This window comes from Mucilaginibacter sp., from assembly GCF_028288185.1.
Taxonomy (GTDB): Bacteria; Bacteroidota; Bacteroidia; order Sphingobacteriales; family Sphingobacteriaceae; genus Mucilaginibacter.
Genome location: NZ_JAQBOF010000008.1, coordinates 359,539 through 384,476, shown reverse-complemented (window position 1 = coordinate 384,476; position 24,938 = coordinate 359,539). Strand labels below are relative to the sequence as shown.

Below are 24,938 nucleotides of genomic sequence, written 5' to 3'. Positions count from 1 at the left end.
CTATAATGTTGCAAAAGGCGATAGACTTAAACTGCAAACACACTTTACGCAAGTTGCATTTGTGCTCATATTTAATTCTTTTCTGAAACTTATGGCCTCTTTAGTATTCAATATATCCGCAAGTGAGCTATCCCTGATATTACCGATGCTATCGTGAAAAAAGCAAGGCCGCACACTACCATCAGCCTCAATAACGGTTGATACCCAGGGCGCATTACATTTTTTAAACGGGAACGCGTTTAAACCATAAAAGGCCGCGTAGTAATTATATATGTCCTGTATCTTCTCTTTTGATTCGGCAATAAACCGATTTTCAAAATCAGCCTCATTATCATTAATTATATTCGTAATAATTGATTGTAATTCGGGTAGTTCATGCTCATCAATTAATATTTCGTGCTGTTTGGGTTCGGCCCAGGCAGTTTGGCGGTTAAAGGCATGGCTGCTAACATCAGCAGGTAAAAAACTTACCTGGTCAATTCCCATTGCCTTTGCCGCGCTAATAATAGCCGGCCAGTTCCTGAAATTTAAACGATGAATAACCGTACGCGCCGTAATGCGATAGTTTGGATTGATTGATTTAATATGCTCCACTCCTTCTTTCAACTTTTTAAAAGCGTTGGGGATATTACGGATAGCATCATGCATAGCCTCATCACCATCTAATGATACCACCATATCATCAACCCATTTTAAGAGTTGATCTGCATTGTTTTTTATAGAAAGGCCGGTAGTTAACAGGCTGATCTTTATATTTTGCTTTTTAAGGATCTCACAAAGCTTAAAAAAGTTGGCATTCAGCAATGCCTCACCGCCAGACATAACCACTTGCTTTGTATCAAATTTTTTTAATGAGAAAAGCAGATCTGTTATATCACCCTCGGTAAGCTGTTTCAGGTTTTTATTATCTTTCCATATATCGCACATTACACAGCGGCAATTGCAGGCACTATGCGGCATCAATATAACAACCGGCAAAGCCGATATGTAGTGCGTTTGCAGTGTGCGGCAGCGCTTGTAGGTATGTACTATGGATGAAAACTGCATAATAGTTAAATTTTAAAACCCTTGTATTTCAGGCTGGCGGTATTTCCATACCTTTTGCAGTAGTTTTATCTCATAAGGGTATTGGTATACGTTTATTTTATAACGTAATGTTGATACCGCTTTTATTGCCGCGCGTTTTAGCTTGCTTAACCTTATATCGGTTGTTGTAGGGTAAACGCCATTTAATACCGTTTCAAAATTCCGTATCTTATCAATCATTTCGGCAGTTAGCCATGGAGTAAGCGGGTTTTTCCGCAGATCGAAATTCTCCCATGCCGGGCTTATCCAATCCTCCAGTGTTTGCGGGAATTTAAAGCCACTGGCTAATACCTGCTTATACATTTCTGACCCTTCGGTAGGTACCGGGCTATAGGTATAAATAATTATTTCTGTTTTGGGATTGATAGCTTTTACCTGCTTAATAAAATCAATCTCAAAATCTATCTGCGCCATTACCTGCTCTGGTGTTGGTGCAGGTGTACCTAGTACAAATGAATATTCGGGTATAATATCAAATTTCTTTAGTCGCTCGGCAAATTCCAGTATTTGGTCGCCGGTTTGTGTACCGCCTTTATCCATCTGCTCCAATATGGCATTGTTACCACTTTCGGCACCGAAGAATATTATTTTACAACCACCCCGGCGTATAGCTTCTAATGATGAGTCTTTAAATTTGCTCATGGTATCAATACGGGCCATGCCCCACCAGGTCATATTTTCAGGTTCTATCAATCTTGAAAACTCAACCGCGCGCTTTTCTGATACAAAGAAGTTGTTATCATGAAATTCTATAGCGGTAGCACCCCATTTATCCTTAATATATTTAACATCATTATAAACCGTTTGTGCCGACTTTGCCTTCCATCTTGCTTCATAAATAGGCACCACTGCACAAAAAGAACAGGTGAAAGGGCAACCGATGCTTGAGTGATAAGCCAGCGTTTTTTCGCCCAGGTAGGTTTTGCCTAAAAACTTGGGTATAGGATAAAGCTCATTTAACTTGTTATAAGGTAATGGCGGTAATGAGTCCTGATCTATCAGATCTTCTTTAGCTGTTTTAACTATACGGCCATCAGTGCCCTGGTATATCAGGTTCTTTATAAATTCAAATGGTTGATCATTCTCTAACGCATCTATCAATGCAGGGAAGGCATGATCGCCAGGGCCGTTGATAATAAAATCGACATAGCTTGAATACAATACTGACTCCGGCTGGTTTGATGGAAAGTACCCTCCCCATATCATTTTGGTAGCAGGATATTTTGCTTTAATTGATTTAGCGGCTATTATGGCCTGCCTTAATTGCGGGCCGGGCATTACCGTAAAGCCCAGATATTTAAACTCGCCGGTATCTAAATAAGATTCTATTTTTTTCTGCGGATCAGCCTCGCAATTGCCGTCAACAATAACCCATTCGTACTTTCCTTCAACGGATGCGGCTATGTTTAAAATAGAATTTGGGATCCTATATTTAGCATTGGCGCTTTTGGGATTGAACAATAATATCTTATTCATTTTTTTTATTAGGCGGCTAAAGTAAATAGTGGTGGATTTGCACCCCACCACTATTTATGAGAAACTAAAGTAACTATGAACTACTATCAAAATAATTACGCCCCATACTAAATAAAGGTTGCCCGATAGCCTAAATAAACTGCAGGGGGCAACCATTATAAATAACAGTCCGTAATTGGTTGTAGAAGTGCTTTAAGCCCTATATGGCATCTAATTAATACAGACCGATGATATTAAATAACGTTACAACAATCACCGGCAATACCCCTGTTAATATCCAGCTAAAAAACGGGGAGATGATACCTGTAAACAAGGGCTTTTATAGTGATGGGATACAGTTAACGTTTGATAACGCATTGGTTTTTCCGGGGCTTGTTAACTCGCATGATCACCTTGATTTTAATTTGTTCCCCCAACTAGGTGATAAGATCTATAGTAATTACACCGAATGGGGCAAATACATCCATGAAAATTACAAACAGGAAATAGCTGCCGTTTTAAAAGTACCACTTGCATTGCGTGTTAGCTGGGGGATATTTAAAAACCTGCTATGCGGTGTTACCACAGTAGTAAATCATGGCGAACAGCTAGCCATAGATAACCCGCCTATCAATGTAGAACAAAGCCATAGTATACACTCGGTACAGTTTGAAAAACGATGGAAGGTAAAGCTCAACAATCCTTTTAAACGCAGAGGGCCGGTAGTGATACATGTTGGCGAGGGTAGTGATGATAGCTCGAACAATGAAATTGACCAACTAATTAGATGGAACCTTCTTAACAAGAAATTGATAGGTGTGCATGGGGTAGCTATGACCGAAGAGCAAGCTAAAAAATTTGAAGCTTTGATATGGTGCCCTGAATCTAATTACTTTTTGCTGAATAAAACCGCGGCGGCGGATCATCTAAAAAAGCATACCACTATCTTATTTGGCACAGACTCGACCCTTACCGGTAACTGGAATATATGGGACCATATACGCCTGGCCCGCAAAACAAAAATGCTAACCGATACAGAGCTGTATAATTCGCTACACCTGGGCGGTTCCACCAGTTGGCAAACAACCACCAATAATGAAGGAACAGTTGTTGTTGTAAAAAAGAAAGATGATGAAACATCGTTGGAGTCTTTTTACGCTACGGATCCCTCAGATATTTTGCTGGTTGTGCATAACGAACATATCAGGCTGTTTGATGCCAGTTTATTAAATCAGTTAAACCATATCAACTTAAATGAGTTTAGCCAAGTTTATATAAACGGAACCTGTAAATATGTGCAAGGAGATTTACCAGGTTTAATGAAACGGATAAAAGAATATTACCCCGAAGTAGTTTTCCCTATAACCGTTAACTAATCCCCCCGCATGTCCCTCTCTATCATAAAGTACGTTCAAAACGGTGCAGCTACGAATTAAATTCGCCTTAACTGATATTGATTTTTTAATATTTAGCATCAATGCTTTGGTAACTACTGTTTTGATATTGCAAAAACCCAACATGATAAAGCGATGCAGGATTGGGGTTAATAACTTTGGTATTAACCACTTTTCCTACTAATAACATGTGGTAACCCATTTTTCGGTTAGCTATAATTTCAACTTCTTTATATGAACCAATAATGGCAGGCACCGGGAAGCCAAATAACTCGCTATCATTTATAGCAAAAGGCATTTCGTTCTTTTTAGTTGGCGATGTGCTGGGGTGTTTCCCTAACGCATAAACAGTTTCAATATCAATGGTATCAGTATCGCAAATAACCACCTTTTTTGCAGCCAGTATTTTATCAAGGGTAACGTTGGTGGTTCTTAACCCCAATATATAAATATCTTCTTCGGCAATATATCCTTGTATATCCATTGGGAATATATTGTAATAGTCTTCATCCTGGTAAGAAACAATAATAATTTTTCGGGGATACGAATACAGCGCGCTTATAACCCTGCGGCTTTGGTAAGTATTCTTTTTAGAGCGTAACAACCAGGCAAACAAAACCAGCCGGTGTATAGCATTGATCTGATAATTTTTTACACTTTCAATTTTATATAATAATAACGCGCCATTTGCTGTTGGCAAGATTTCTATTAAATCAACATTTATTTCGGCCATTGTTTTATCTGCTTTTGTAAAGTTGATCCCTACATTTTTAGGATCAAACAAATCCGTTTGATCTGACGGCAACCATACCGACATACAAAACGGATCAAGGCAGATCATGCTATGTTTGGCTGTTATGTCAAACCGTAGTTTATTCTTACAGAGCCATACTTTTTCTTCGATCTGGTTTTCGTGTAAACGGGTTATAAAAAAGGTATTTATAGCAGTATTTTTGAAAAATATATTTTTTACAGACAACCCCATCGGTTAGTTACAAGTATATGTTAGGTATGCTTTATCTAAATACGAATATAGCTGGCTTGAGGTTGCTTAAACAAGTATCTTACAAAATCAAAAACTTTAAATTGCACCAATAATGAACATTGTTTTTGTAAGTTATAATTACGACCCCGGCTATAATTCGCCCGAAAAATGGATCACGCGCATTAAAGGCTATTCGGGAGTGTTAACCTGCCTAAGCCAAAACAACAACGTTACCCGCATAAAACAAATAAATTATGAGGGCGATGAATTATACAATGGTGTTAATTTTAAGTTTGTAAACTATCATGACTACACTTTACGCTTTCCTTTAAAGCTACACCGGCTTATTAAAAGTTTATATCCCGATGTGGTGGTTGTACATGGTTTACATAACCCGTGGCAAGTTATACAACTACGATTTCATTTAGATAAAAAGACAAAGATCATTGCCCAAAACCATGCAGAAAAACCGGCCCGGGGCTTAAAAAAACACCTGCAAAAAATAGCCGATAAATATATTGATGCCTACTTGTTTGCATCAAAAGCTATGGGGTTGGATTGGATTAATAAAGGCAATCTATCATCTCCCGAAAAAATTCACGAGGTAATGGAAGTATCATCGGTTTTTTATCCGATAGATAAAGCAATTGCAAAGGCGAAAACTAATGTGGATGGCAATAATGTATTTTTATGGGTAGGCCGGTTAGATGAAAATAAAGATCCTTTAACTGTAGTTAAATCATTTTTAAAGTTTACAGCTATAAATCCGCAAGCCCGGTTGTATATGATCTATCAGACTGAAGGACTATTGCCAGAGATAAAAGCATTATTAGTTAATGAAACCAATACATCGGCAATTACTTTAATAGGTAAAGTACCTAATGACGATTTGCTTTATTGGTATAACAGCGCTGATTTTATTATTTCAGGTTCGCATTACGAAGGCAGCGGTACCGCGGTTTGCGAAGCCATGTCATGCGGATGCGTACCCATTGTTACAGATATATTTTCGTTCAGGATGATGACTAATGATGGGCAAATAGGCTTGTTATATCCTGCCGGGAATGAGACCGCTTTACTTACCGCCTTAACTGAAACACAACAAATAGATCTGCAACATGAGCGCGAAAAAGCATTATCTTATTTTGAGTCAAATCTTTCCTTTAAAGCTATTGCTCAAAAAATTCAGGATATAGCGGCTTCTTTGTAGCTCGGGTCGTCAAATAAATTCATAATACTGTTTGCCATTTGGGTCATTTCGTTTATTAGTACGGGTTCATGCCCCCTATCGGTATCATTTAACAAAGACAAAACTTTATCGCTCATTTCATCGGTACTATCAACAATATGGTGATGTAAAAATGAATCTTCCATCGGTTTAAAAAAAGAAACCACGTGTGCTCCGGCATACAACGCTTCCAACAGAACAGTACTAAAACCCTCATATTTTGATGGATGCAGCAATATTTTTGAACGCTGCATATATTCTAATACTTCTGGATGACTTAATTCACCTTTAAAAGTTATATTTTTTTCCAGTTGATAAGATCCTGCCCGGTCTTTTAACTTTTGCATTTCCGGGCCCTTACCGCATATCACGGCTTTAATATTGGGCAAATGATTTTTTAAGAATTTAACAGTTTCAATAAATAACTCAAATTGCTTTAAAGGGATTAACGAGCCTACGCCTAAAATATCAATATCTCTTTGGGATGTTGATGGTTTAAATAGTGCTGTATCTATTGCACCCGGCACAACATATTGCGGTGTAATACCATAGTTTTTGTTAAACTCATTTACCAGGTAATCAGATAAGGCTATTAAATTCTCGCCATTAGGCATAATGTGGTAAACATATTTATTTCCGGGCCGGGCATCCTGCCCCAGCAGCCATATATAATGTTTCAGCTTAAATTTATTAGCAAACCTATCAGCTATAAAGGCACATTCGTCCAGCCAAAAACTCAATAGGCCGATAACGTTATATTCTAAATCTATCTTTTTAAGTTTGCGCCAGGCATGTAGCCATGTCATCCGGCGGTACAGGCCGCTTTTGTTCTTTCCGCCCAGGGCAATAATTTTTATGCCATTCCAGTGGTATTCACGCGCTTCATAAGGATATTGAAAAGCTAATACCACAATATTTACATCCGGATAGGTTTCTTTTAAAACCCGTACAAATATTTGCCTGTCTGGCATACAGGTACTATCCGCCTCGTCTTTAGGGAAACCCGGAGTAACTATAACCAGCGTTTTACGCATAAGCTAAATCCAATGATATTACTCTGTCGCAAAAATCAAAGCTGGCGTTATTATGTGTTATCAGCATCACCATTTTACCCTTTTGTGTAAGTAATCTTAACTTTGAAAGAATGTTGTTTTCTGATTCAGTGTCCATTTCAGAAAAAGCCTCATCTAATATCAACAAGTCAAAATCATGATATAGCGCTCTTGCCAACATCAGCCGTTGCCGCTGACCGCCACTTATATTTTTGCCATTTTCTTTTATAAATTCATTTATTCCATTAGAATATTGAGCAATTATATTTTCCAGTCCGCAAAATGCTATCACATCATCCAATCTGGCCTTATCAAATCCATCATCACTAAGCGTAATATTTTTCAGTATGGTATCATTTATAATAAATGATTGCTGTTTAACGTATGATATCCGACTCAAATATTCCTGTCTTTTTATCCAGTTGGTTTTTACATCATTAAAATAAATATTGCCTTTATGGTGTTTTAAAAAACCAAGCAGCAAATGTATTATAGTTGTTTTGCCTTTACCTGATGCCGCGGATATTCCAACAAAATTGCCTGCTTGTATCTCAAAACTAATATTGTTTAATACTCTATTATCTTTATACTTAAATTTAACCTGCTCAAATATTATTGATCTGATAGGTTCAGTTTCGTCAGTTATAATAATTGCAGGTTCTACAGGTTGCAGATCTGTTATGGTAAATTGGTAAGTTTTTATCTGGCTGGCACTGTTTAATATCTTTACAACACCGGGAATGATCTTATAACTGGCTGCCATAAAAACACCAATGGTTAACAGGCTTACAGTTGGTGTACCTGCTGATAGTTTATTAATAGCTATCAAAATAAAAAAGCCAAGTATGACAAAAACCTCCACCAGTCTTGAGGTTAAGCCCTGCAAAGTTTGCTGGGTTGCAATATTGTTATTTAACTGTAATTGCTGTTTATAATATCTGTCAACAAAAAAATCACCTTTTCGGTAAATATTGCTGTCCATATACCCGGCAAGCGACTCCTGTAAATGCTGTATGGTTTTTTGGCTCACCACACGGTTATTTGCACGTATGGCTTTTAACTTATTCCGTATAAAATTGCCTAATAAAATTACCGGGGGCAGCAGTAATAAAAACAACATAAAAAAAAGGTCGGGGTGCCAAAAAAATATCCCGATAATAGTTACCAGTATCAATATACTTTGCGATACAATTTGCTGTAAATTGGTGAGTATATAGTTACTAAACTCTATTGGTTGCTGGCTTATTCGTCGGATAAGTACCGATGAATCAACATTCACAAAACGCAGGTAATCATCCGTTAAATAGCTTCGAATATTACGTTTAGATAGCCTTGAAGATATGCCGTAAAAAAAATGCTGTTGTAGTTTAGAATTTAAATACCCTATCCAATTTTTAAAACCAAATAAAATAACGAATAGCCCAATAAGCAGCAGCGAATCTCTGTTTGCTAATTTAGCAGGCAGAAAGGAAACTATTGCCGGTTGCTGGTTTTTAATGTAAAAGTTAATTACAACCAATATCATCCCCAAAAAGGCAACATCAAGCACACCCATTACCAGGTCAAACAAAATCAGCTTAGCCAATTTTATCCTTTCCTGTTTTTGCAGGATATTTAAAATATCGGTTAAAATTTGTTTCAAACTGACAGTAAATAGCTCAGTAATTACATTATTACTGCTACTTAACCATACGTATAAAAAACTTTATGCGTTGCCTGATATAATTGGATTACTATATATGAGATAAGCTAGTGTAATATTCCCCTACAACTTCACTTTGGTCGTCCCGCCCTGTTCCAGTAAAATATCTACCGGTTTATTGGTTTTCCACGAACCATTGGTAAAATCGGGGATATCAACAGCGGTTGAGCGGTTGGCTACAGATTTCTCGCTTAAAGGCGAAATTGAGCTCCAAAGCGCAGCATCATACACATCCTGATCAAGCGGCAAACCGTTGCGCAGGCAATCTATCACGCGCCAATCCATCAGGAAATCCATCCCGCCATGGCCGCCGACTTCTTTTGCCAGCTCACCCATTTTTTTAACTATAGCGGGTTGATACTTTTTCTCCAGTTCCTGCATCTCTTTATCAGATAGCCAGCTTTCTTTTGTATCGTTAGATATTTTACCCGGAAGCGGATACTTTAATGCAGTCCCCTTTGTACCAGTAATTTTATGTATCCGCGAATAAATGTTAGGTGAACTTACATCATGTTGTATCATAATAGTGCGGCCACTTTTAGTACGAATGCTGGTTGTATTCATATTGCCCCGATAATTTTTACCAGTAAAAGGTTTAAAGAAATCATCCTTGGCGGCCAACTCTTCCGCCTTTTTTTCCATCGAAAAATCATTACCCGACATAGATACCAGGTAATCCATCTTATCTCCCCTGTTAATATTCATCAACTGGCATAGCGGGCCCAAACCATGCGTAGGGTAGATATTTCCGTTCCGGGTGGCATTTTGTTTTAAGCGCCACATATCATAATAACCGTTCTTATCAAAATTCAAACCTAACAGGTTATGTAAATAAGCGCCTTCTGCATGCACAATTTCGCCAAAGTACCCCTGGCGGGCCATATTTAAAGTAAGCAATTCAAAAAAATCATAACAACAATTTTCCAGCATCATGCAATGCTTACGTGTACGTTCTGATGTTTCGACCAATTGCCAGCATTGCTCCAGGGTAACCGCCGCCGGTACTTCTACAAAAGCATGTTTGCCATGCTCCATAGCATACAAGGCCATGGGTACGTGCATATCCCAGGGTGTAGCAATATAAACTGCATCAATATCTTCACGCTCGCATAATTTCTTCCACGCATCCTTATCGCCCGAATAGAGAGTGGGCTGGTGTGCAGTACCATCCAATAACTTAGCAGCCTTTTTAACACTCGACTCGCGGATATCGCATAAACCATTAATCTTTACGCCCTCCAACTTGGTCATGTTGTTTAAATGGCCCGGGCCGCGTTGGCCCAACCCAATAAACCCTATGCGTACCGTATCTAATTTAGGCGCTGCATAGCCGGACATGTTAAATTGCTGTTTATAACCGGTGAGTTCTGAAGTACTCTCAGCTTTGCCTGGCATATCTTTAGCAAATCCTTTTAAAATACCACTGCCAAATACACCAAAGCCTGCCAGCCCGGTGAGTTTTAAAAAATTCCTGCGTTTGTTTTCCATCTTCTTAGTTTCAGTTGATGCGTTATTATTATGTATGATTATTTTTTTGTGCTGATGTGTTTCTGCTTTACTTTGGTTTGATTCCAAAAAATAAAAGTACCACGATCTGCAGAAGCTATAATATCAATTGCGCCATCATTATTTAGATCGGCAGCAGCAACGTCCGACCCTGCACCAGATCGATTATGGATCAATTCCGGAACAAACCTTGCCCCGCCAGGAGCTTTTTTATCTCGTACCGTTATATAAGCATATAATACGGCCGGGCCGTATGGGTCGGGATCAAAATAGCTATCCAAATGCGTCCAATAACGTTTACCTACAATAAAATCGGGTATTCCATCGCCATTAACATCAGCATAAGTTGAGCCATGCGATTGGGAAAATGTAACGCCACCTGCATTTTTATCCGTGCTTGAGTAATCATCCATTATCATATGTTGTACAAATGATATATTACCGCCCTTATCGCGTTTTTGCTCAAACCAAGCCATACCGAAACCATGTACATTTAAACTGGTTACTACATCATTTAAGCCATCGCCATTAACATCATATACAGCCATTACACTACCGCCAACACCCGAACTGCGATGCCCGTAACGGCCAAACGCTACCGGATGGTAGGTCCATAAAGCGGCGCTGTTAATATCTTTGGGTTGTTCCCACCAACCATTTGGATTAATAATATCTACCCGGCCATCACCATTAATATCGCCTGCACCCACGCCGTGGCCCAAGCCATAACCCTTTGCAGATACTGCGTGTTCTGTCCAGGGCTTAGTAGCATCTGCGGGGTTAGCTTTAGCATAACACATAGCATTACCGCCCGAGTAAACTAATTCAGGTTTACCATCACCATCAATATCTTTAAATATAGTTACTTCTGATTGTATCTCAATACCTATTTCGTATTTATCCCAACGCCTTGACTGGCCTTTAGGGTTAATATATATCGCTGATTTGGCACCGGGTCCGGTTAAAATATCCGGCCAGCCATCACCATTAAAATCAAAAGTGTACTGGCAGTTAATATTTGGGAACTCTCTTGATGGATTATAAGCCTGGGCAAAAAGCACTTCCCGGTAATGAGTATAATCAGGGCCATAATAAATATACGGCCCGGCCACTATGTCCATATGGCCATCTTTATTAAAATCAGCAGCGTTAGCGCTAAATGAATAAGACATATCACTTATGCGTTGTGCCTTAAAGCGCGGTGAAGATGCCTCTGCAGGCGTATACATTACATGCGCATCTTTGTATTTGATATCTTTAAACTGCACCTGCCCGGTACCATTAGCGTATAAAGTTATCGAGCCGTAACCGGTACCGTCATCATCTGTAGCGCCACCTGTAAAATCACCACTATCATTAATAAACTTACGGATGATGGTATAATCAATTACTATCTCAAACTGGTTCCAGTCGTTAGCTACTATAGTAGTTACCGGGCGTTGCATAGGCAGATCAGCAGGGCTAGCGAGCCTGTTGTTGGTATTGCCGCCATTACCGACCCGGCGTGGCGGAGTAGCTTTGGGATCAATCTTGGGCGCGGGAGGAGCCACACGTATAATATCCCCGGCTGTTCTTAGTTTATCGCGCGATAGTTCTTTCCCCTGCGCATCCATAGTAACACGATAGGTTGAGGCATCGCCATCTTTTACAGCAACCAAGAATGCTTTATAGCCATTAGCCGTTTTCTCCATCCGCACTAACACACCGGCTTCGCTGCCTGCAGGCGCTTTCATTAACAGGTGTATTGCTACATCCTGGTAGGATTTGTTTAAGGCCAATAATGCCGTGCCACCATTTGGATTCACCGCAATTTCGCCATTATTGGCTTGCCATGTAGAAGTGCCTATATTATGCCAACCACTAAGGACCGATCCTGTAAAAGAATAATCGGGCTTAAAACTTAGGCCGCGGCCATTTACCTCCCATGGGATCTCTTGCCCAAATGATAAAGCGGCTATGCCAAGCAATAAAGCAATGGATAAAAAGTATTTCATTATTTATTGGTTACCATTATTTCATATTATCAAACATATCGTTACGGACAGGTATCAGTTGCAAGCCTTTGGCCACAGTTTTTACGCCCCCTTTGGGTACTTCTATTCCGGCGGTCCAAACAATGGAATTTAGCATAAAACGTAAATAATTTTCATTCAATAAAGCAGAGTGGTAATCCATTCCTCCCCAAAGAATACCACGAGCTATGCCATTTTCATAGGCTGATGCTATGCCTCGTGGAGCTATTGTGCCCTGGTTAGTTTTAACAGCTTCGCCCATAAGTAAGTCGGTTCTGTTTGGGTCGCCCGGAGCTACAACCATTCTTGAAAATATCTCATCCTTATAATAAAACGGACCGACACCGCGCATTATAGGATGTCTTTTACCGCTTTCAATGGGTGTGACCGACCAATAGCCTAACGGATTTTGTGTATAATCCGGCATTGATGATTCGCCGAACCAGTTGATATAATAATCTCGCGCGCGTTGGTTATCAGTAACCACGCCCCAATGTATCACCATAATGCCCATTCCTGCTTTATGCAGGCTATCAACCTGTTTTAGATAAGCCAGCACCGCTTTATCGTATGTATTATTTTTTGGCGATGTATTAGGCGGGAATAAAGGATGGGTACGCTCTTTCGAGCTGGTTTCTGAACTACATTCAATAATAAGTGCCGCAGCATCTTTCAAATCGGCTATATCCAACGCGGTGCGTTTATATAGGAATTTGGTTATTATTTTAACGCCTTTAATATTAGTTACGCTATCTATACAACGTTGCAATACCAGCAGATCCTTCTCGGTTTCGTGTCTTGATGGTGGACCATGGTCTTTAGGGCCGGCCAAAAAATAGATCACTTTTGTTGCTTGTGCCGATGCCGAATTAAAGCAAAGCATAAAAGCAAAGAAGGTAGCTATAGTACATAAAATGACTTTATTCCTCATGATACGGGTTATGTAAATTGGTTTAAATTATTTCTTATCGGGTAAAGCATAAATAACATAGCTGCCCTTAGGTTTTGGCCCATTGTTGCCCTTGCCCAAGCTTGCAACTGTTGTTGCACACACAATTAAATATTGACGGCCATTTACCTCGTACATGGCTGGTTGCCCCTCGGTACCTGCAGGCAAGGCTATACTCCATAGCGTATTACCATTATCAACATCAAAAGCATATAAATGACCATCCTTAGAGGTTGCGAACAGAATGCCTGTTGCTGTAACTATCATCCCCTTACGCTGCCCGCCACCTGTAAGACCAGATGGCTTGCCTCCTTGCTTTTCAACATCTTTATCTATACCCAGTGGCACCTTCCATTTAATAGTTCCTTTGTTTAAATCATAGGCTACTATAAATGACCAGGGTGGTGCAACAATATAAGGAAAAAGCAATCCATTGTCAGAAATGTATCTATTAGTAGGGTGTTCTACTCCGGTAGGATAATCGCGCATACCGGCATTCCGGTCAGCAGTTTCTTTTACCGGCGCCCCGCCCGATGCTACAACCGGGCCTTCAATTTTAACATTGTCAGTAGGTTGTTGTCTGCCGCCACGCCGGGCTGTTTCCGGTTGCCCCCCTAAAAATACATGTATATCGGCGATGTCGGTTTCATTTAAATGCGGGAAACCCGGCATCTGCCCTTTACCTGTAGATAGTAATATTTTCAAACTTTCAAGCGTGAGTTTTGTACCGGCAGTAACAATATTGGGCCCAGCAGCTCCGGTACGCTCAACGCCATGACAGCCCTGGCAATTTTGTATGTAGATGATTTTTGCCCGTGCTGTTTGATCAGCTACATTTGGCGACCGTGTTTCAACATATTTTTTTATGCTGTATACTGATGGGTGATCCTGTCCTATTATAAATACCAAACCCTTATCCGGCATAGCTGCGGTATTACCAAAATTGGCGCCGCCAACGGCGCCCGGTAATCCAAAGGTTTCGCCATTTAATAATATTGGTTGAAACATACCCTTGCCTCCCGCCGCTATTCTTTTTTTCCATGACGCCTGATCTTCCGGTTTCATATAAGGAGAAACATCATCGGCAGTAAGCGTTTGCCTGCCAAATGGCGGCAACACCGTTGGGATAGGTTGTGTTGGCGAAGCTACCTCGCCGGGTACATCACTTTTTGGCACGGGCCTTTCCACAATCGGCCATAAGGGTTCGCCGGTTACACGATCGAAAACGTAAAGAAAACTGGTTTTAGAGGCTACAGCCACGGCATCAACACGTTTACCATTATGGGTTACGGTTATTAATTGCGGCGCGGTACACAAATCGTAATCCCAAAGATCATGATGCACGGTTTGGAAATGCCATAAGCGCTTACCTGTATGTATATCAATAGCAATAATACAATCACTAAACAGGTTATCGCCAATGCGGTCTCCGCCATAATAATCATAGGTGGGTGATCCGGTAGGGAAATAAGCTATACCTCGTTTTTCATCTACTGATATTTCGCCCCAGGTATTTGTGCCGCCTATATACTTATAAGCATCCTTTGGCCATGTTTTATAACCGTATTCGCCGGGCAGGGGGATGGTATGAAATACCCATGCCATTTTACCGGTAACAATATCATAAGCTCTCAGATCGCCAGGGCCTGAAAATATATTTTCGCCGGGCGATGAGCCTATCATATAAAAGTTCTCAAAAACAACGCCCGGTGTAGTGGGCTGTATGCGGTTAAATGTTGAAGGGTCGCGAATGGTGCCCAGTTTCAAATCTACTACCCCGTTATCGCCGAAGGTAAGAATTGATTTGCCGGTGACTGCGTTAATTTCCTGTAAGGTGCCGCCTAAGGTAAATATCAATCGGCGGTCAGTTTTATCTTTGCTTTCCCAATAATTAATACCTTTCCAGGTGATAGAATTCAGGCCCGCATGTATCCATATTTCTTTACCCGTAATAGCATCCAACGCAACTAACGAATGATTTTTAGCCAATACATACATTACGTTCCCTATAATTATAGGGTTAAACAGGTAGCCCGAATTATCATTAGTTGGATAGCTCCATGCTACTTTTAATTGGGTTACATTTTTCTTAGTGATCTGCTTAAAATCCAGGTACCTTGACTGATCTGCGCTGCCACCATACTGTTTCCAGCTTTTATGCTGACCTGTACCGGCAGGATCATCATTGACAGCATTGTGCGAAAAAATACTACAACCCACAAATACAGTAACTGCCGCGCCTGCGCACAATAAGGCAATACGCACACCCGGAAATGCTTTTTTATAACTACCGAAACTCATTAGGCTGTAATGTTTGCTTTTAGATGATCTATTGTCCAGGCTGCAACTTTTTCATAGTCTATATCAGGCGTGTTATTACCCCATTGGGCTACCATATAAGTACCTTTAAAGCCAAGGCTTTCTGCAAGGCGCACGCATTTATCAAAATCGTACGAGGTATGTTCAACCCCGTTTGCTGTATTTTTAAATAGGGCTACTTTTGCCGATACAATGTGGGCATAAGGAATGATCTTTGCCAACGAGTCGTACATATCAGGCGCGCCGTTGTAGTTTCCAAAGTCAGGCTCGGTATATAATCCCGTGCCGGCGCCTTTAACAATTGCCACATGCTTATCAGCATCAGTTTCAATCCCGAAATGGTTAGCCGCTATTATTATCAAATTTTTACTTTTTGCATAAGGGATAAGTTCCTGATAAGATTTAATACTTTGCTGTACCGTACCTTTTACCGTACCAGGATTTACCCGCACACATTTTGAACCCAGTAAAGCGGCAATATCCATCCAGTCTTTAACTTTTTGGATACTTGCAAGCCTTAGTTCTTCATTTAACGAAGCAAGATCGCATGGCCGCTTATCAAAAGGCGAGCTATCAACCTGTACATCCAACAATTCGCAGCCTGCTGTTTTAATTTTTGCCTTCAGGTCAGTTAAATATCCTTTATCGTTTGATGCAAAATGCTCACTCCAAAACTCCAGTTTTTTAACGCCATATTTATCCCGGTGATGTTGAGGGATATCCATCAGTGTTAATGTATCGGCAGGTAAAACGTTTTTATTGGTTTCTTTAAACCTATCATGATACAAGAGTGTACCCATAGCAATGCGGTCCATCTTATCTTTAGGCAAAGCTATTTTTGCTAATGCAGGCGACACGCAAGCCGTAAGCACTAAGCCCGATGACTGGAAAACAAATGATCTTCTGTTCATAATATTAAGCAAGTAATAACCATATTAAAGACAAATCTGTAGCAAAACACTAAACAATAAATGTTATTTTATTACTAATTGGTAACCAAATATATCATAATAATGATACATTTTTTTGGTTTCTTGTCAGGAAGTTAAGCTATTATCTAAGCTTCGAACTTTTATTGTTTAAACCAATTTAGCCGCCCAAAGCGTAAACTATAATATTTACCCCAAACTTGGTATTATCCTCGGCCAAAAAACGCTTGTTTCGGAAATCGTAATCCCATTCGCAACCGTAGTCTTTATTGCTATATAAAACTCCTATGCGGCCATTTATTTCAATAGCTTTAAGGTATTCGTGTACCAGGTCATCGCCCCAGCCATTTAATTCGAATGAGGTATTAGGCGGTCCTTTTTCGAATTTAAAAAACGAATGATAAATGGGATGGTTATTAGGTATTTTCTTTAATGCCGTCGGCCCAAATAATGAAGTCATTTGCGCATCGAAAGATTTAGCGAACAACCCATCTATATCATGATTACAGTCATCAACAAACACAAAGCCGCCATTATCTATATACTTTTTAAAGTTAGCACGTTCCTGCGTATTAAACTGCACCAGCTTATGCCCGCTCAGGTAAAAAAATGGATAGTTAAATATATCGCTACTACTTAGCGGTACCACTTTTTCTTTAGTATCTAACGGGATGGTAGTATACTCTAACAACGAATTAAGAATATTAGATGGCATGCGCTGATCTGTATCCCAATCGCCGGAGTGATAACTTAATCTTGCAAAAGTAAATTTTGAGCTGACTGGCATCTTATCCTTAAAACTCTAAAAATACTTTAAAATTTCATGCCATTCTCACTTTTACTTATCGAAGTTGTAATTTTTCAGATACTTTGTTAAAATATTTACAACATGCCGCTTTTTTGTGTAAAAAGTGCCTTATATTGTGATATTGAATAAATAGTTGCGTCCACGCAACTTATTACAAGAATAAAAATTAACTGATGACCGCTGAACTGACTGAAAAAGAGATTAAAACCCTGCTGGATAAACTCCCACAATTAAAAAACGAAATACAGAAAGTTATTGTAGGCCAGGATCATATACTGGATGAATTGCTTGTAGCTTTCCTGGCGGGAGGACATTGCTTACTGGAAGGTGTCCCAGGATTGGCAAAAACGTTGATCGTTAAAACCATGTCGCAGGCACTTAAACTAGCATTTAGGCGCATACAGTTTACGCCGGATTTAATGCCAACGGATATTGTCGGTACCGAAATATTGGAAGAAGACCACGCCACCGGTAAGCGTTTTTTTAAGTTTAATAAAGGCCCATTATTTGCCAATATTATACTGGCGGATGAGATCAATCGTACGCCGCCTAAAACGCAATCGGCACTTTTGGAAGCGATGCAGGAGTTTGAGGTTACTTATGGCGGGCAAACCTATCCTTTGGATAAACCTTTTTTCATCCTGGCTACACAAAACCCTATTGAACAGGCCGGCACTTATCCCCTGCCAGAAGCTCAACTGGACCGTTTCTTACTACTGATAAAAATAGGCTACCCTACCGATAAGGAAGAGTTTGATATATTGAACCGTACCACTGGCATCCAAAAAGCCGATGTACAAGCTATTATAACTGCCGAAGAAATACAACAAGCACAAGCTTTGGTAAGGCAGGTAAATATTAACGAAGATTTGGTTAGATATGTAAGCCAAATTATCAGATCTACCCGGCCAGATACCACTACCGTACCTTATATTAAAGAATGGGTACGCTGGGGTGCAGGCCCGCGCGCCGGGCAGGCATTAATACTAACTGCCAAAGCACGAGCGTTGTTAAAAGGCCGGTATGCGGTACTACCCGAAGATATTCATGCCATGGCCTACCCCGTGCTAAGACATCGTATATTGATGAATTTTAAAGCCGAGGCGGAGGATATAACATCTGACAGGGTTACCGAAGAACTGATCAAAGTAATTGAGCGGCCGAAGGCATTATAACCTGCACCGGCGAACTGATCTCTAATTAACTAATCTCCAATCATGCTTGATCCTAAAGTATTAATGACCATTAAGGATTTGCCATTACTGGCAAAAACGGTTGTTGATGGCTTTTTAAATGGGTTTAACAAAAGCACTGTAAAAGGCCCGGGACTAGAGTTTAGCCAATATCGCAGTTACCAACCCGGCGATGATCTCCGTTGGCTGGACTGGCGTATGTTTGCCCGGTCTGATCGATATTACATCCGCGAATCGGAGGTAGAAACCAGCATATCCGTACGTTTTTTGGTGGATGCCAGCGCAAGTATGAACCATGATGATAACGGTATAAAAAAAATAGATTATGCTCGTTTCCTTACCGCGTCATTAGCTTACCTGGCCAATTTACAGGGTGATGCTGTTGGTTTATATGTGTTCCAGGATGGCGGCTTATTTTCGCTCGCATCCAAACCCGACCCGCAGCATTTAAAGCGGCTTTACTATCAGCTTACACAAATTGAACCTGCCGGTACTTTTACCAAACCGGTACATTATAAAGAATTGTTTACTGGGTCAAACCGCAAAGAATTGTTGGTTTTCATAACCGATATGTACCAAACAAACGGCGAGATCAGTAAACTATTAGACTCGTTAGCAGCATTAAAGCACGAGGTTATTGTTTTCCAATTGATGGGGAAAAATGAACTGGAACTTGATTTCAAAGGGTTCTCTACCTTAGAAGATCTGGAAACCGGCGAAACCATACAGGTAAACACCGAACTGGCCAAAACTTATAAAGAAAACCTGCAGCAACACCTCGCGACGATCCGCATGGAACTGCTGGGTAAACACATTGTACACCAACTGCTCAACACTGCCGAACCACTGGATAAGGCCCTGCGCGATTTTTTAGTTGCCCGTAATAAAAGTTAATATGCTGCTTACAAACCCCATATGGCTATTGGCGCTGGCTGCTATCAGCATTCCGGTTATCATTCACTTATGGAACATTAAACCGGGCAAAACGCTCAAGGTGGGTAGTATTTCATTGTTTACGGAGTCTTCACCATCAAGCAGCAGGAGTTTTAAATTATTGGATATTTTATTGCTGTTATTACGCTGTTTATTGTTAACGTTATTAGCATTTTTATTAGCCGTTCCCCTTTTGCAGCAGCATTTAAAAACCAGCAAATCCAAAGGTTGGATATTGATACCTTATGCCGATTTTAACCAGGCTTATCGCAAATTTCAACCTAAAATAGATTCGCTTGCTAAAACAGGTTATGAGGTTCATTTTTTTAGGCCTGATTTTTTGAAGCAGGATTTGAACGAATTAGTGAATAGTAAAACAGTACCTGATAGTACACAAAAGAAAGACAACTTAAACTACTGGTCGCTTATTAACCAATTAACTGATAGAGTATCATCGGCTACTCCGGTTGAATTATTTACACCAAACACAATAACACACTTCAGAGGTGAAAAACCTGTAACGTCATTACATATTAACTGGCATACCTATACTCCGGCTGATTCGGTGAGCAATTGGTTGGCAGGTGCATGGCTTACTGATAACGGAAGTATCAGGGTTATGCAGGGCACTTCAACCCCATCGGGTACAACATATCAATATAACGATGTAAAAAATGGCGGTCAAAATAGTTCAGCGTACAGCGTTGCTATTGATAAAGGGTTGCCATTTGTAAACTTACAGGATACTAAAATACCTGTTGATACCGCTATTACCCACATTGCCATTTATACAGATAAGGCGGAGGTTGATGCAAGCTATTTAAAAGCCGCGTTGCAAGCCATCGCTCAATTAACCGGGCGCAATACGGTTATTAAATTATATAACCAGGCAGATGCTATTCCGGCTAATCAGGATTGGATCTATTGGTTGTCCGAAAAACCTGTAGGTACTATCCTATCAGCAAAAACAAAAAACCTGTTTAGTTATGAGGCCGGTAAAATAACCGAGGTGAACTCATGGATAAGCAATAACGAAAGCCATACTATTACTCAACGACAAACTAAAATAGCACTATATAAAACCATCGTTACAAAAACAACAAACGGCAGACCGATATGGACAGATGGTTTTGGCAATCCCATATTAAGCGCCGGGCAAAAAGGCAGCTCGATCCAATATTATTTTTACAGCCGCTTTAATCCAACCTGGAATGAGTTAGTTTGGAACGATGAGTTCCCAAAATGGTTATTAACACTTACACAACCAATAGTTAATGATGTAATGGAACATGACCACCGGATAATAAGCAACGCCCAATTACAACCCGATTTTATTGCAGATGCAAAAAAAGCACCGACACAACTAAACACCTATACAGATTTAACCCATTACTTATGGCTGGCCCTGGCATTAGCACTTTTTACTGAGCGCTGGCTGGCTACTAAAAACAAAACGGTATTAGCAAATGGGTAAACAAGGCATAGACATAATAAATAGCTTAAAGCAAAAATGGATTGGCTACCAATTACTGGCTGATGTTATTTTGGCGGCGGCGTATGCTTTGTTTGCTATCGCGATATTACATTGGTTGCTGCCTATATCGGGATGGTGGTCGGTGTTTATTTTTGTGATAGTTGGATGCGTATTATTATATCTACACCGCCCCTGGCAAATAACATCGCTTACTGTCGCAGCTTTTTTAAATCAGCATTATCCTATACTAGAAGAAAGCGCGGAGTTAGCTATCAAACCACCTGACGAATTAAATTTATTGCAGCGGTTACAATTAAGTAAAGTGGATTCTGCATTAAGCGGGATACCCGCCCTGCCCAAGCAATTTACTATTCATTTAAAACGCGCTTTGTTGCTGGTGATAGTTGCTGTTATAGTTTTTATTACAGCAAATAAATTCGCCCATCATAGTTATGTATCTAATAGTTTATTTAGCAATAATCAGCAACAAAAAGCAAGCCCGCCCGAAAAAGTATTACCACAAATCGATGCAGTTGATCTAACCATAACTCCCCCGGCCTACACCGGAAAACCCAAACGCAGTCAGGATAAATTTACTTTATTGGCCGAAGATGGTTCGACAGTTACCTGGGAGATCAGCACCAATATCGCGCTTAAACAGATAAGCCTGGTATTTAATGATAATGAACGCGTCCCGCTAAAACCCAATACCGATCATACCAAATGGGTCGTCCAAAAAAACATTAACAAACCCAGCTTTTATCAGGTTGACATAGATGGCAAATTATCAGACTTGTATCAGATAGAAATTATAAAAGATAATGCGCCCCAAATACGGGTTAAAACGCCCAAACAATACACTTATATAGATGCCGGCGAAACTTCAAAAGTTATGTTAAATACTACCCTTACCGATGATTACGGCGTTAGTAATGCCATGATCTACGCAACCGTTGCCAAGGGCAGCGGCGAGGCAGTAAAGTTTAAAGAGTATAAGATTGGTTTCGGTGACTCATTTGCGGCCCATAAACCGCAGTACGAGTTACAGCATTTGTTTGACTTGCCCAAACTGGACATGGAACCTGGCGATGAGCTTTATTTTTATATTGAAGCGACAGATAATCATCAGCAAAAAACACGTACTGATGTTTACACCGTTTCTATACAGGATACTGCCGCTTTATTAAGCATGAATGGATTGGTAAGCGGCGGCAATATTAAGCCGGAATATTTCCGAAGCCAGCGGCAGATCATTATGGATACCGAGCAATTGCTCAAACAAAAGGACAGTCTGAATAAAGACAATTTTAACAGCACCTGCAATAATATCGGCATGGACCAAAAACTACTGCGCTTGCGATATGGCAAGTTTTTGGGCGAGGAAGATGAATCAAATGTTGGCGGACTGGGAGAAAATACTGAGCTAAATAAAATTGAAAATTTCAATAATGCGGCCATGCTATTTGATGCCATAACCGACAAGCATGATAACGCCGAAGATGCCACTTTTTTAGAACCTGCAATTAAAGCCCAGCTAAAAGCAACCCTAACCGAAATGTGGAACGCCGAACTTCGCTTGCGTTTATACAAACCACTGGAAGCTTTACCTTTTGAATACAAGGCGCTGCGTTTACTAAAAGACCTACAGCAAAAGTCAAGATCGTACGTAGCTAAAACAGCTTATAACCCATCGCCAATAAAGCTGGAGAAACGCTTAACCGGCGATCTGAGCAAAATTACTCAGCCTGTAAATAAAGATAATATAAAAGCAAAGGCAGACCAGTTTGAAACACTTAAAACCGCCATACAATTATTAGAGCAAATTAAAACAACACGTTTGTATAGCAATAATGACAAGCATGTTTTACAGTTAGCCAAACAACAGTTAAGTGTAAAAGCATCTGCACAACCAGGTATTTACTTGCCGGCGGTTAATGCTATTAATCGCATCCTTTCAGCAACAAATCCTCAATTACAGGATATTGACCTGGTAGAACACAGCATACAAAAAACACTGCCAATAAGCGCGCAATTACCGCAAAGCAATTCGGCTAAACCTGATATGGGTTTGGCCCAACATTATTATCAAAACATTAAAAACAACCGCTAATAATGAGCTGGAATAGTATAGTGATCCTCATCTGCATAGCATTGGCCGCCTTCGGGGCGTACCGGGAATATGCGCGCGAGATCAGATCATACTTAACCTGGCGTATTCTGGCAATATTAATAGCGGCAACTATATTAGCTTGTTTGATATTGCCAATAAGTTACCCGGGCAACACAATACAAACAACAGGGAAGCATAAAATACTGTTGACACAGGGTTTTGATAAAGACAGTCTACAAGCAGAAAAAAGTGACAGCATCTACACGTTGGATAGATCAGTATTACAACAATATCCAAAAGCCATGTTTATAAATGATGCATCCATATTCTCTGATAATTTATCCTTAGACATTTTTGGGTTTGGATTAAATAAAGAAGAGCTTAACCAATTAGTCGGGCACCATATTATTTTTCACCCTTCGCCTATTCCCTATGGGTTTATTGCCGCCAACTGGACAGACCAATTAAAAGTCGGCGAGGTATTTGAGGTACAGATTAAGTATAAAAACACATTGGCAAAAGCCTGCAAAATTGTATTGAAAGGATTAAATACTACGCTTGATTCTGCCGAAATTTCTGCAAATACCAATTCGGACCTTACACTTAAATCTACACCAAAAAATATAGGAAAAGCAGTGTACACTTTATTAGTAATTACCAATAAAGACACGCTTGAGCAAGAACAGTTGCCGGTTATTATTAATCCTATAAAACCATTAAAAGTTCTTATTCTTTCGGCTTCGCCGGATTTTGAGACCAAATTTTTAAAAATATGGCTGAGCCAAAATGGTTATGGCGTGGCCTCACGGTCAACCATTACCAAAGGTAAATACAGCCTGGAATATATTAATATGGCTAAGCCGGATCTTACCCATCTATCCGCAGCTGTATTAGAAAAATTTGACGTATTAATTGGCGACCTATCCCTACTAAAAGGACTTCCCGTTACCGAAAACGCCGCATTACAACAACAAGTACAAAAAGGCATGGGTATAATTATCCGTGCAGATAGCTCGGGTAAGGCATCTTCATGGTTGCAGCGATATTTTTTGGTTACTTCCACATCGGGTAAGCAAACAATTTCAACCACACTTAACATACAGGGCAAAGGCAAAACTGCTAAATTAAATCTCGACCCTGCATACATCAACGCCCATACCAATACCCAAACATTGGTAACTGATGAGCATAACCACATAGCAGCGGCAGCGGCATTATTCGGCGCAGGCAGGTTGGTTTTCACTACCATAAGTAATAGCCATAACTGGTTATTAAATGGAAATAATAGTGATTATTACTTGCTATGGTCATCACTTATTAATAAAGCCGTCCGCAAAGAACCTATTACCGAAAATTGGGCTGTTAAAGGTGATTTGCCAGTCCCTAATAAACCGACAAGGATAGTTATTGAAAATACATCAATCATAAATAGTATTAAGATCAATCAAAGTAGTGTATATCCTTCGCAAAACCCGGCTGTTCCTTTTGAAGTGCTGGCCACTTATTGGCCAAACGCTCTTGGCTGGCAGCAATCTATATCAAATAATGGCACACCTTATTGGTGGTACGTATGGCGAAATAATGCGTGGAAAAGCCTTACAGCGGCAAATAAATTAAATACCACAAACCAATATGTACAGGAGCATAAAGGCACTACAATTGTAACAAAACAAATACGCCAAAAAAACTGGGTGTTGGTGCCCAAAATATATTTTTTTATACTATTTTTAATGGCTATGACTTTTTTATGGGCCGAGAGCAAATTCCTGGCCCGCTAAACATTTTTATAGCAAACAATTAACT

18 protein-coding genes are annotated in these 24,938 nt (G+C 40.0%); 7 read left to right on the top strand and 11 right to left on the bottom strand.

Annotated features, from left to right (window positions below; all coding sequences use genetic code 11):
- Positions 1–1,047: a radical SAM protein gene (locus JWQ34_RS04170; protein ID WP_299354305.1), complete on the bottom strand. Its 1,047-nt coding sequence runs from the start codon at positions 1,045–1,047 to the stop codon at positions 1–3.
- 12 nt (positions 1,048–1,059) lie between these two features.
- Positions 1,060–2,562: a radical SAM protein gene (locus tag JWQ34_RS04165; RefSeq protein WP_299354302.1), complete on the bottom strand. Its 1,503-nt coding sequence runs from the start codon at positions 2,560–2,562 to the stop codon at positions 1,060–1,062.
- A 227-nt stretch (positions 2,563–2,789) separates the two neighbouring features.
- Here JWQ34_RS04165 and JWQ34_RS04160 point away from each other — a divergent pair, with 227 nt between their 5' ends.
- Positions 2,790–3,917, top strand: coding sequence for a hypothetical protein (locus tag JWQ34_RS04160; protein ID WP_299354299.1), 1,128 nt, complete (start codon positions 2,790–2,792; stop codon positions 3,915–3,917).
- An 85-nt stretch (positions 3,918–4,002) separates the two neighbouring features.
- Here JWQ34_RS04160 and JWQ34_RS04155 read toward each other — a convergent pair whose 3' ends face one another.
- Positions 4,003–4,920, bottom strand: a complete 918-nt coding sequence (locus tag JWQ34_RS04155) for a hypothetical protein (protein ID WP_299354296.1) — start codon at positions 4,918–4,920, stop codon at positions 4,003–4,005.
- A gap of 112 nt (positions 4,921–5,032) precedes the next feature.
- Here JWQ34_RS04155 and JWQ34_RS04150 point away from each other — a divergent pair, with 112 nt between their 5' ends.
- Positions 5,033–6,130 (top strand): glycosyltransferase, encoded by a 1,098-nt coding sequence (locus JWQ34_RS04150; protein ID WP_299354293.1) that lies wholly within the window; start codon positions 5,033–5,035, stop codon positions 6,128–6,130.
- Here the strand turns inward: JWQ34_RS04150 and JWQ34_RS04145 are convergent.
- The 8 genes from JWQ34_RS04145 to JWQ34_RS04110 all read right to left on the bottom strand — a co-directional run bounded on the left by JWQ34_RS04145 (position 6,106) and on the right by JWQ34_RS04110 (position 17,404).
- Positions 6,106–7,182, bottom strand: a complete 1,077-nt coding sequence (locus tag JWQ34_RS04145; protein WP_299354290.1) for a glycosyltransferase family 4 protein — start codon at positions 7,180–7,182, stop codon at positions 6,106–6,108. The genes JWQ34_RS04150 and JWQ34_RS04145 overlap by 25 nt on opposite strands.
- Positions 7,175–8,842, bottom strand: coding sequence for an ABC transporter ATP-binding protein (locus JWQ34_RS04140; RefSeq protein ID WP_299354287.1), 1,668 nt, complete (start codon positions 8,840–8,842; stop codon positions 7,175–7,177). The genes JWQ34_RS04145 and JWQ34_RS04140 overlap by 8 nt, the downstream gene beginning before the upstream one ends.
- 123 nt (positions 8,843–8,965) lie before the next feature.
- Positions 8,966–10,390 (bottom strand): Gfo/Idh/MocA family oxidoreductase, encoded by a 1,425-nt coding sequence (locus tag JWQ34_RS04135; RefSeq protein ID WP_299354284.1) that lies wholly within the window; start codon positions 10,388–10,390, stop codon positions 8,966–8,968.
- Positions 10,391–10,428: 38 nt separating this feature from the next.
- Complete coding sequence (locus JWQ34_RS04130) at positions 10,429–12,402, bottom strand: FG-GAP-like repeat-containing protein (protein WP_299354281.1); 1,974 nt, start codon at positions 12,400–12,402, stop codon at positions 10,429–10,431.
- 16 nt (positions 12,403–12,418) lie between these two features.
- On the bottom strand, positions 12,419–13,351 hold the full coding sequence (locus JWQ34_RS04125) for a hypothetical protein (RefSeq protein WP_299354279.1): 933 nt from the start codon (positions 13,349–13,351) through the stop codon (positions 12,419–12,421).
- Between the two features lie 27 nt (positions 13,352–13,378).
- Positions 13,379–15,670 (bottom strand): PQQ-binding-like beta-propeller repeat protein, encoded by a 2,292-nt coding sequence (locus JWQ34_RS04120; RefSeq protein ID WP_299354276.1) that lies wholly within the window; start codon positions 15,668–15,670, stop codon positions 13,379–13,381.
- Positions 15,670–16,599 (bottom strand): TIM barrel protein, encoded by a 930-nt coding sequence (locus tag JWQ34_RS04115; RefSeq protein WP_299354273.1) that lies wholly within the window; start codon positions 16,597–16,599, stop codon positions 15,670–15,672. The genes JWQ34_RS04120 and JWQ34_RS04115 overlap by 1 nt, the downstream gene beginning before the upstream one ends.
- A 178-nt stretch (positions 16,600–16,777) precedes the next feature.
- Positions 16,778–17,404: a DUF4159 domain-containing protein gene (locus JWQ34_RS04110; protein ID WP_299354269.1), complete on the bottom strand. Its 627-nt coding sequence runs from the start codon at positions 17,402–17,404 to the stop codon at positions 16,778–16,780.
- Between the two features lie 194 nt (positions 17,405–17,598).
- On the opposite strand from JWQ34_RS04110, the gene JWQ34_RS04105 reads away from it, so the two are divergent.
- Genes JWQ34_RS04105 through JWQ34_RS04085 form a run of 5 tightly spaced genes read left to right on the top strand, consistent with a single transcriptional unit; the run spans position 17,599 to position 24,913 of the window.
- Positions 17,599–18,600: a MoxR family ATPase gene (locus tag JWQ34_RS04105; RefSeq protein ID WP_299354266.1), complete on the top strand. Its 1,002-nt coding sequence runs from the start codon at positions 17,599–17,601 to the stop codon at positions 18,598–18,600.
- 42 nt (positions 18,601–18,642) lie between these two features.
- The gene (locus JWQ34_RS04100; protein WP_299354263.1) at positions 18,643–19,512 is read left to right on the top strand and encodes a DUF58 domain-containing protein; all 870 of its coding nucleotides are present in this window, start codon (positions 18,643–18,645) and stop codon (positions 19,510–19,512) included.
- A gap of 1 nt (position 19,513) precedes the next feature.
- Entirely contained in the window at positions 19,514–21,025 is a 1,512-nt protein-coding gene (locus tag JWQ34_RS04095; RefSeq protein WP_299354261.1) for a BatA domain-containing protein, read from the top strand.
- Complete coding sequence (locus JWQ34_RS04090; protein ID WP_299354258.1) at positions 21,018–23,135, top strand: DUF4175 family protein; 2,118 nt, start codon at positions 21,018–21,020, stop codon at positions 23,133–23,135. Before JWQ34_RS04095 ends, JWQ34_RS04090 begins: the two co-directional genes overlap by 8 nt.
- A 2-nt stretch (positions 23,136–23,137) precedes the next feature.
- Positions 23,138–24,913 (top strand): hypothetical protein, encoded by a 1,776-nt coding sequence (locus JWQ34_RS04085; RefSeq protein WP_299354255.1) that lies wholly within the window; start codon positions 23,138–23,140, stop codon positions 24,911–24,913.
- Positions 24,914–24,938: the final 25 nt, after the last annotated feature.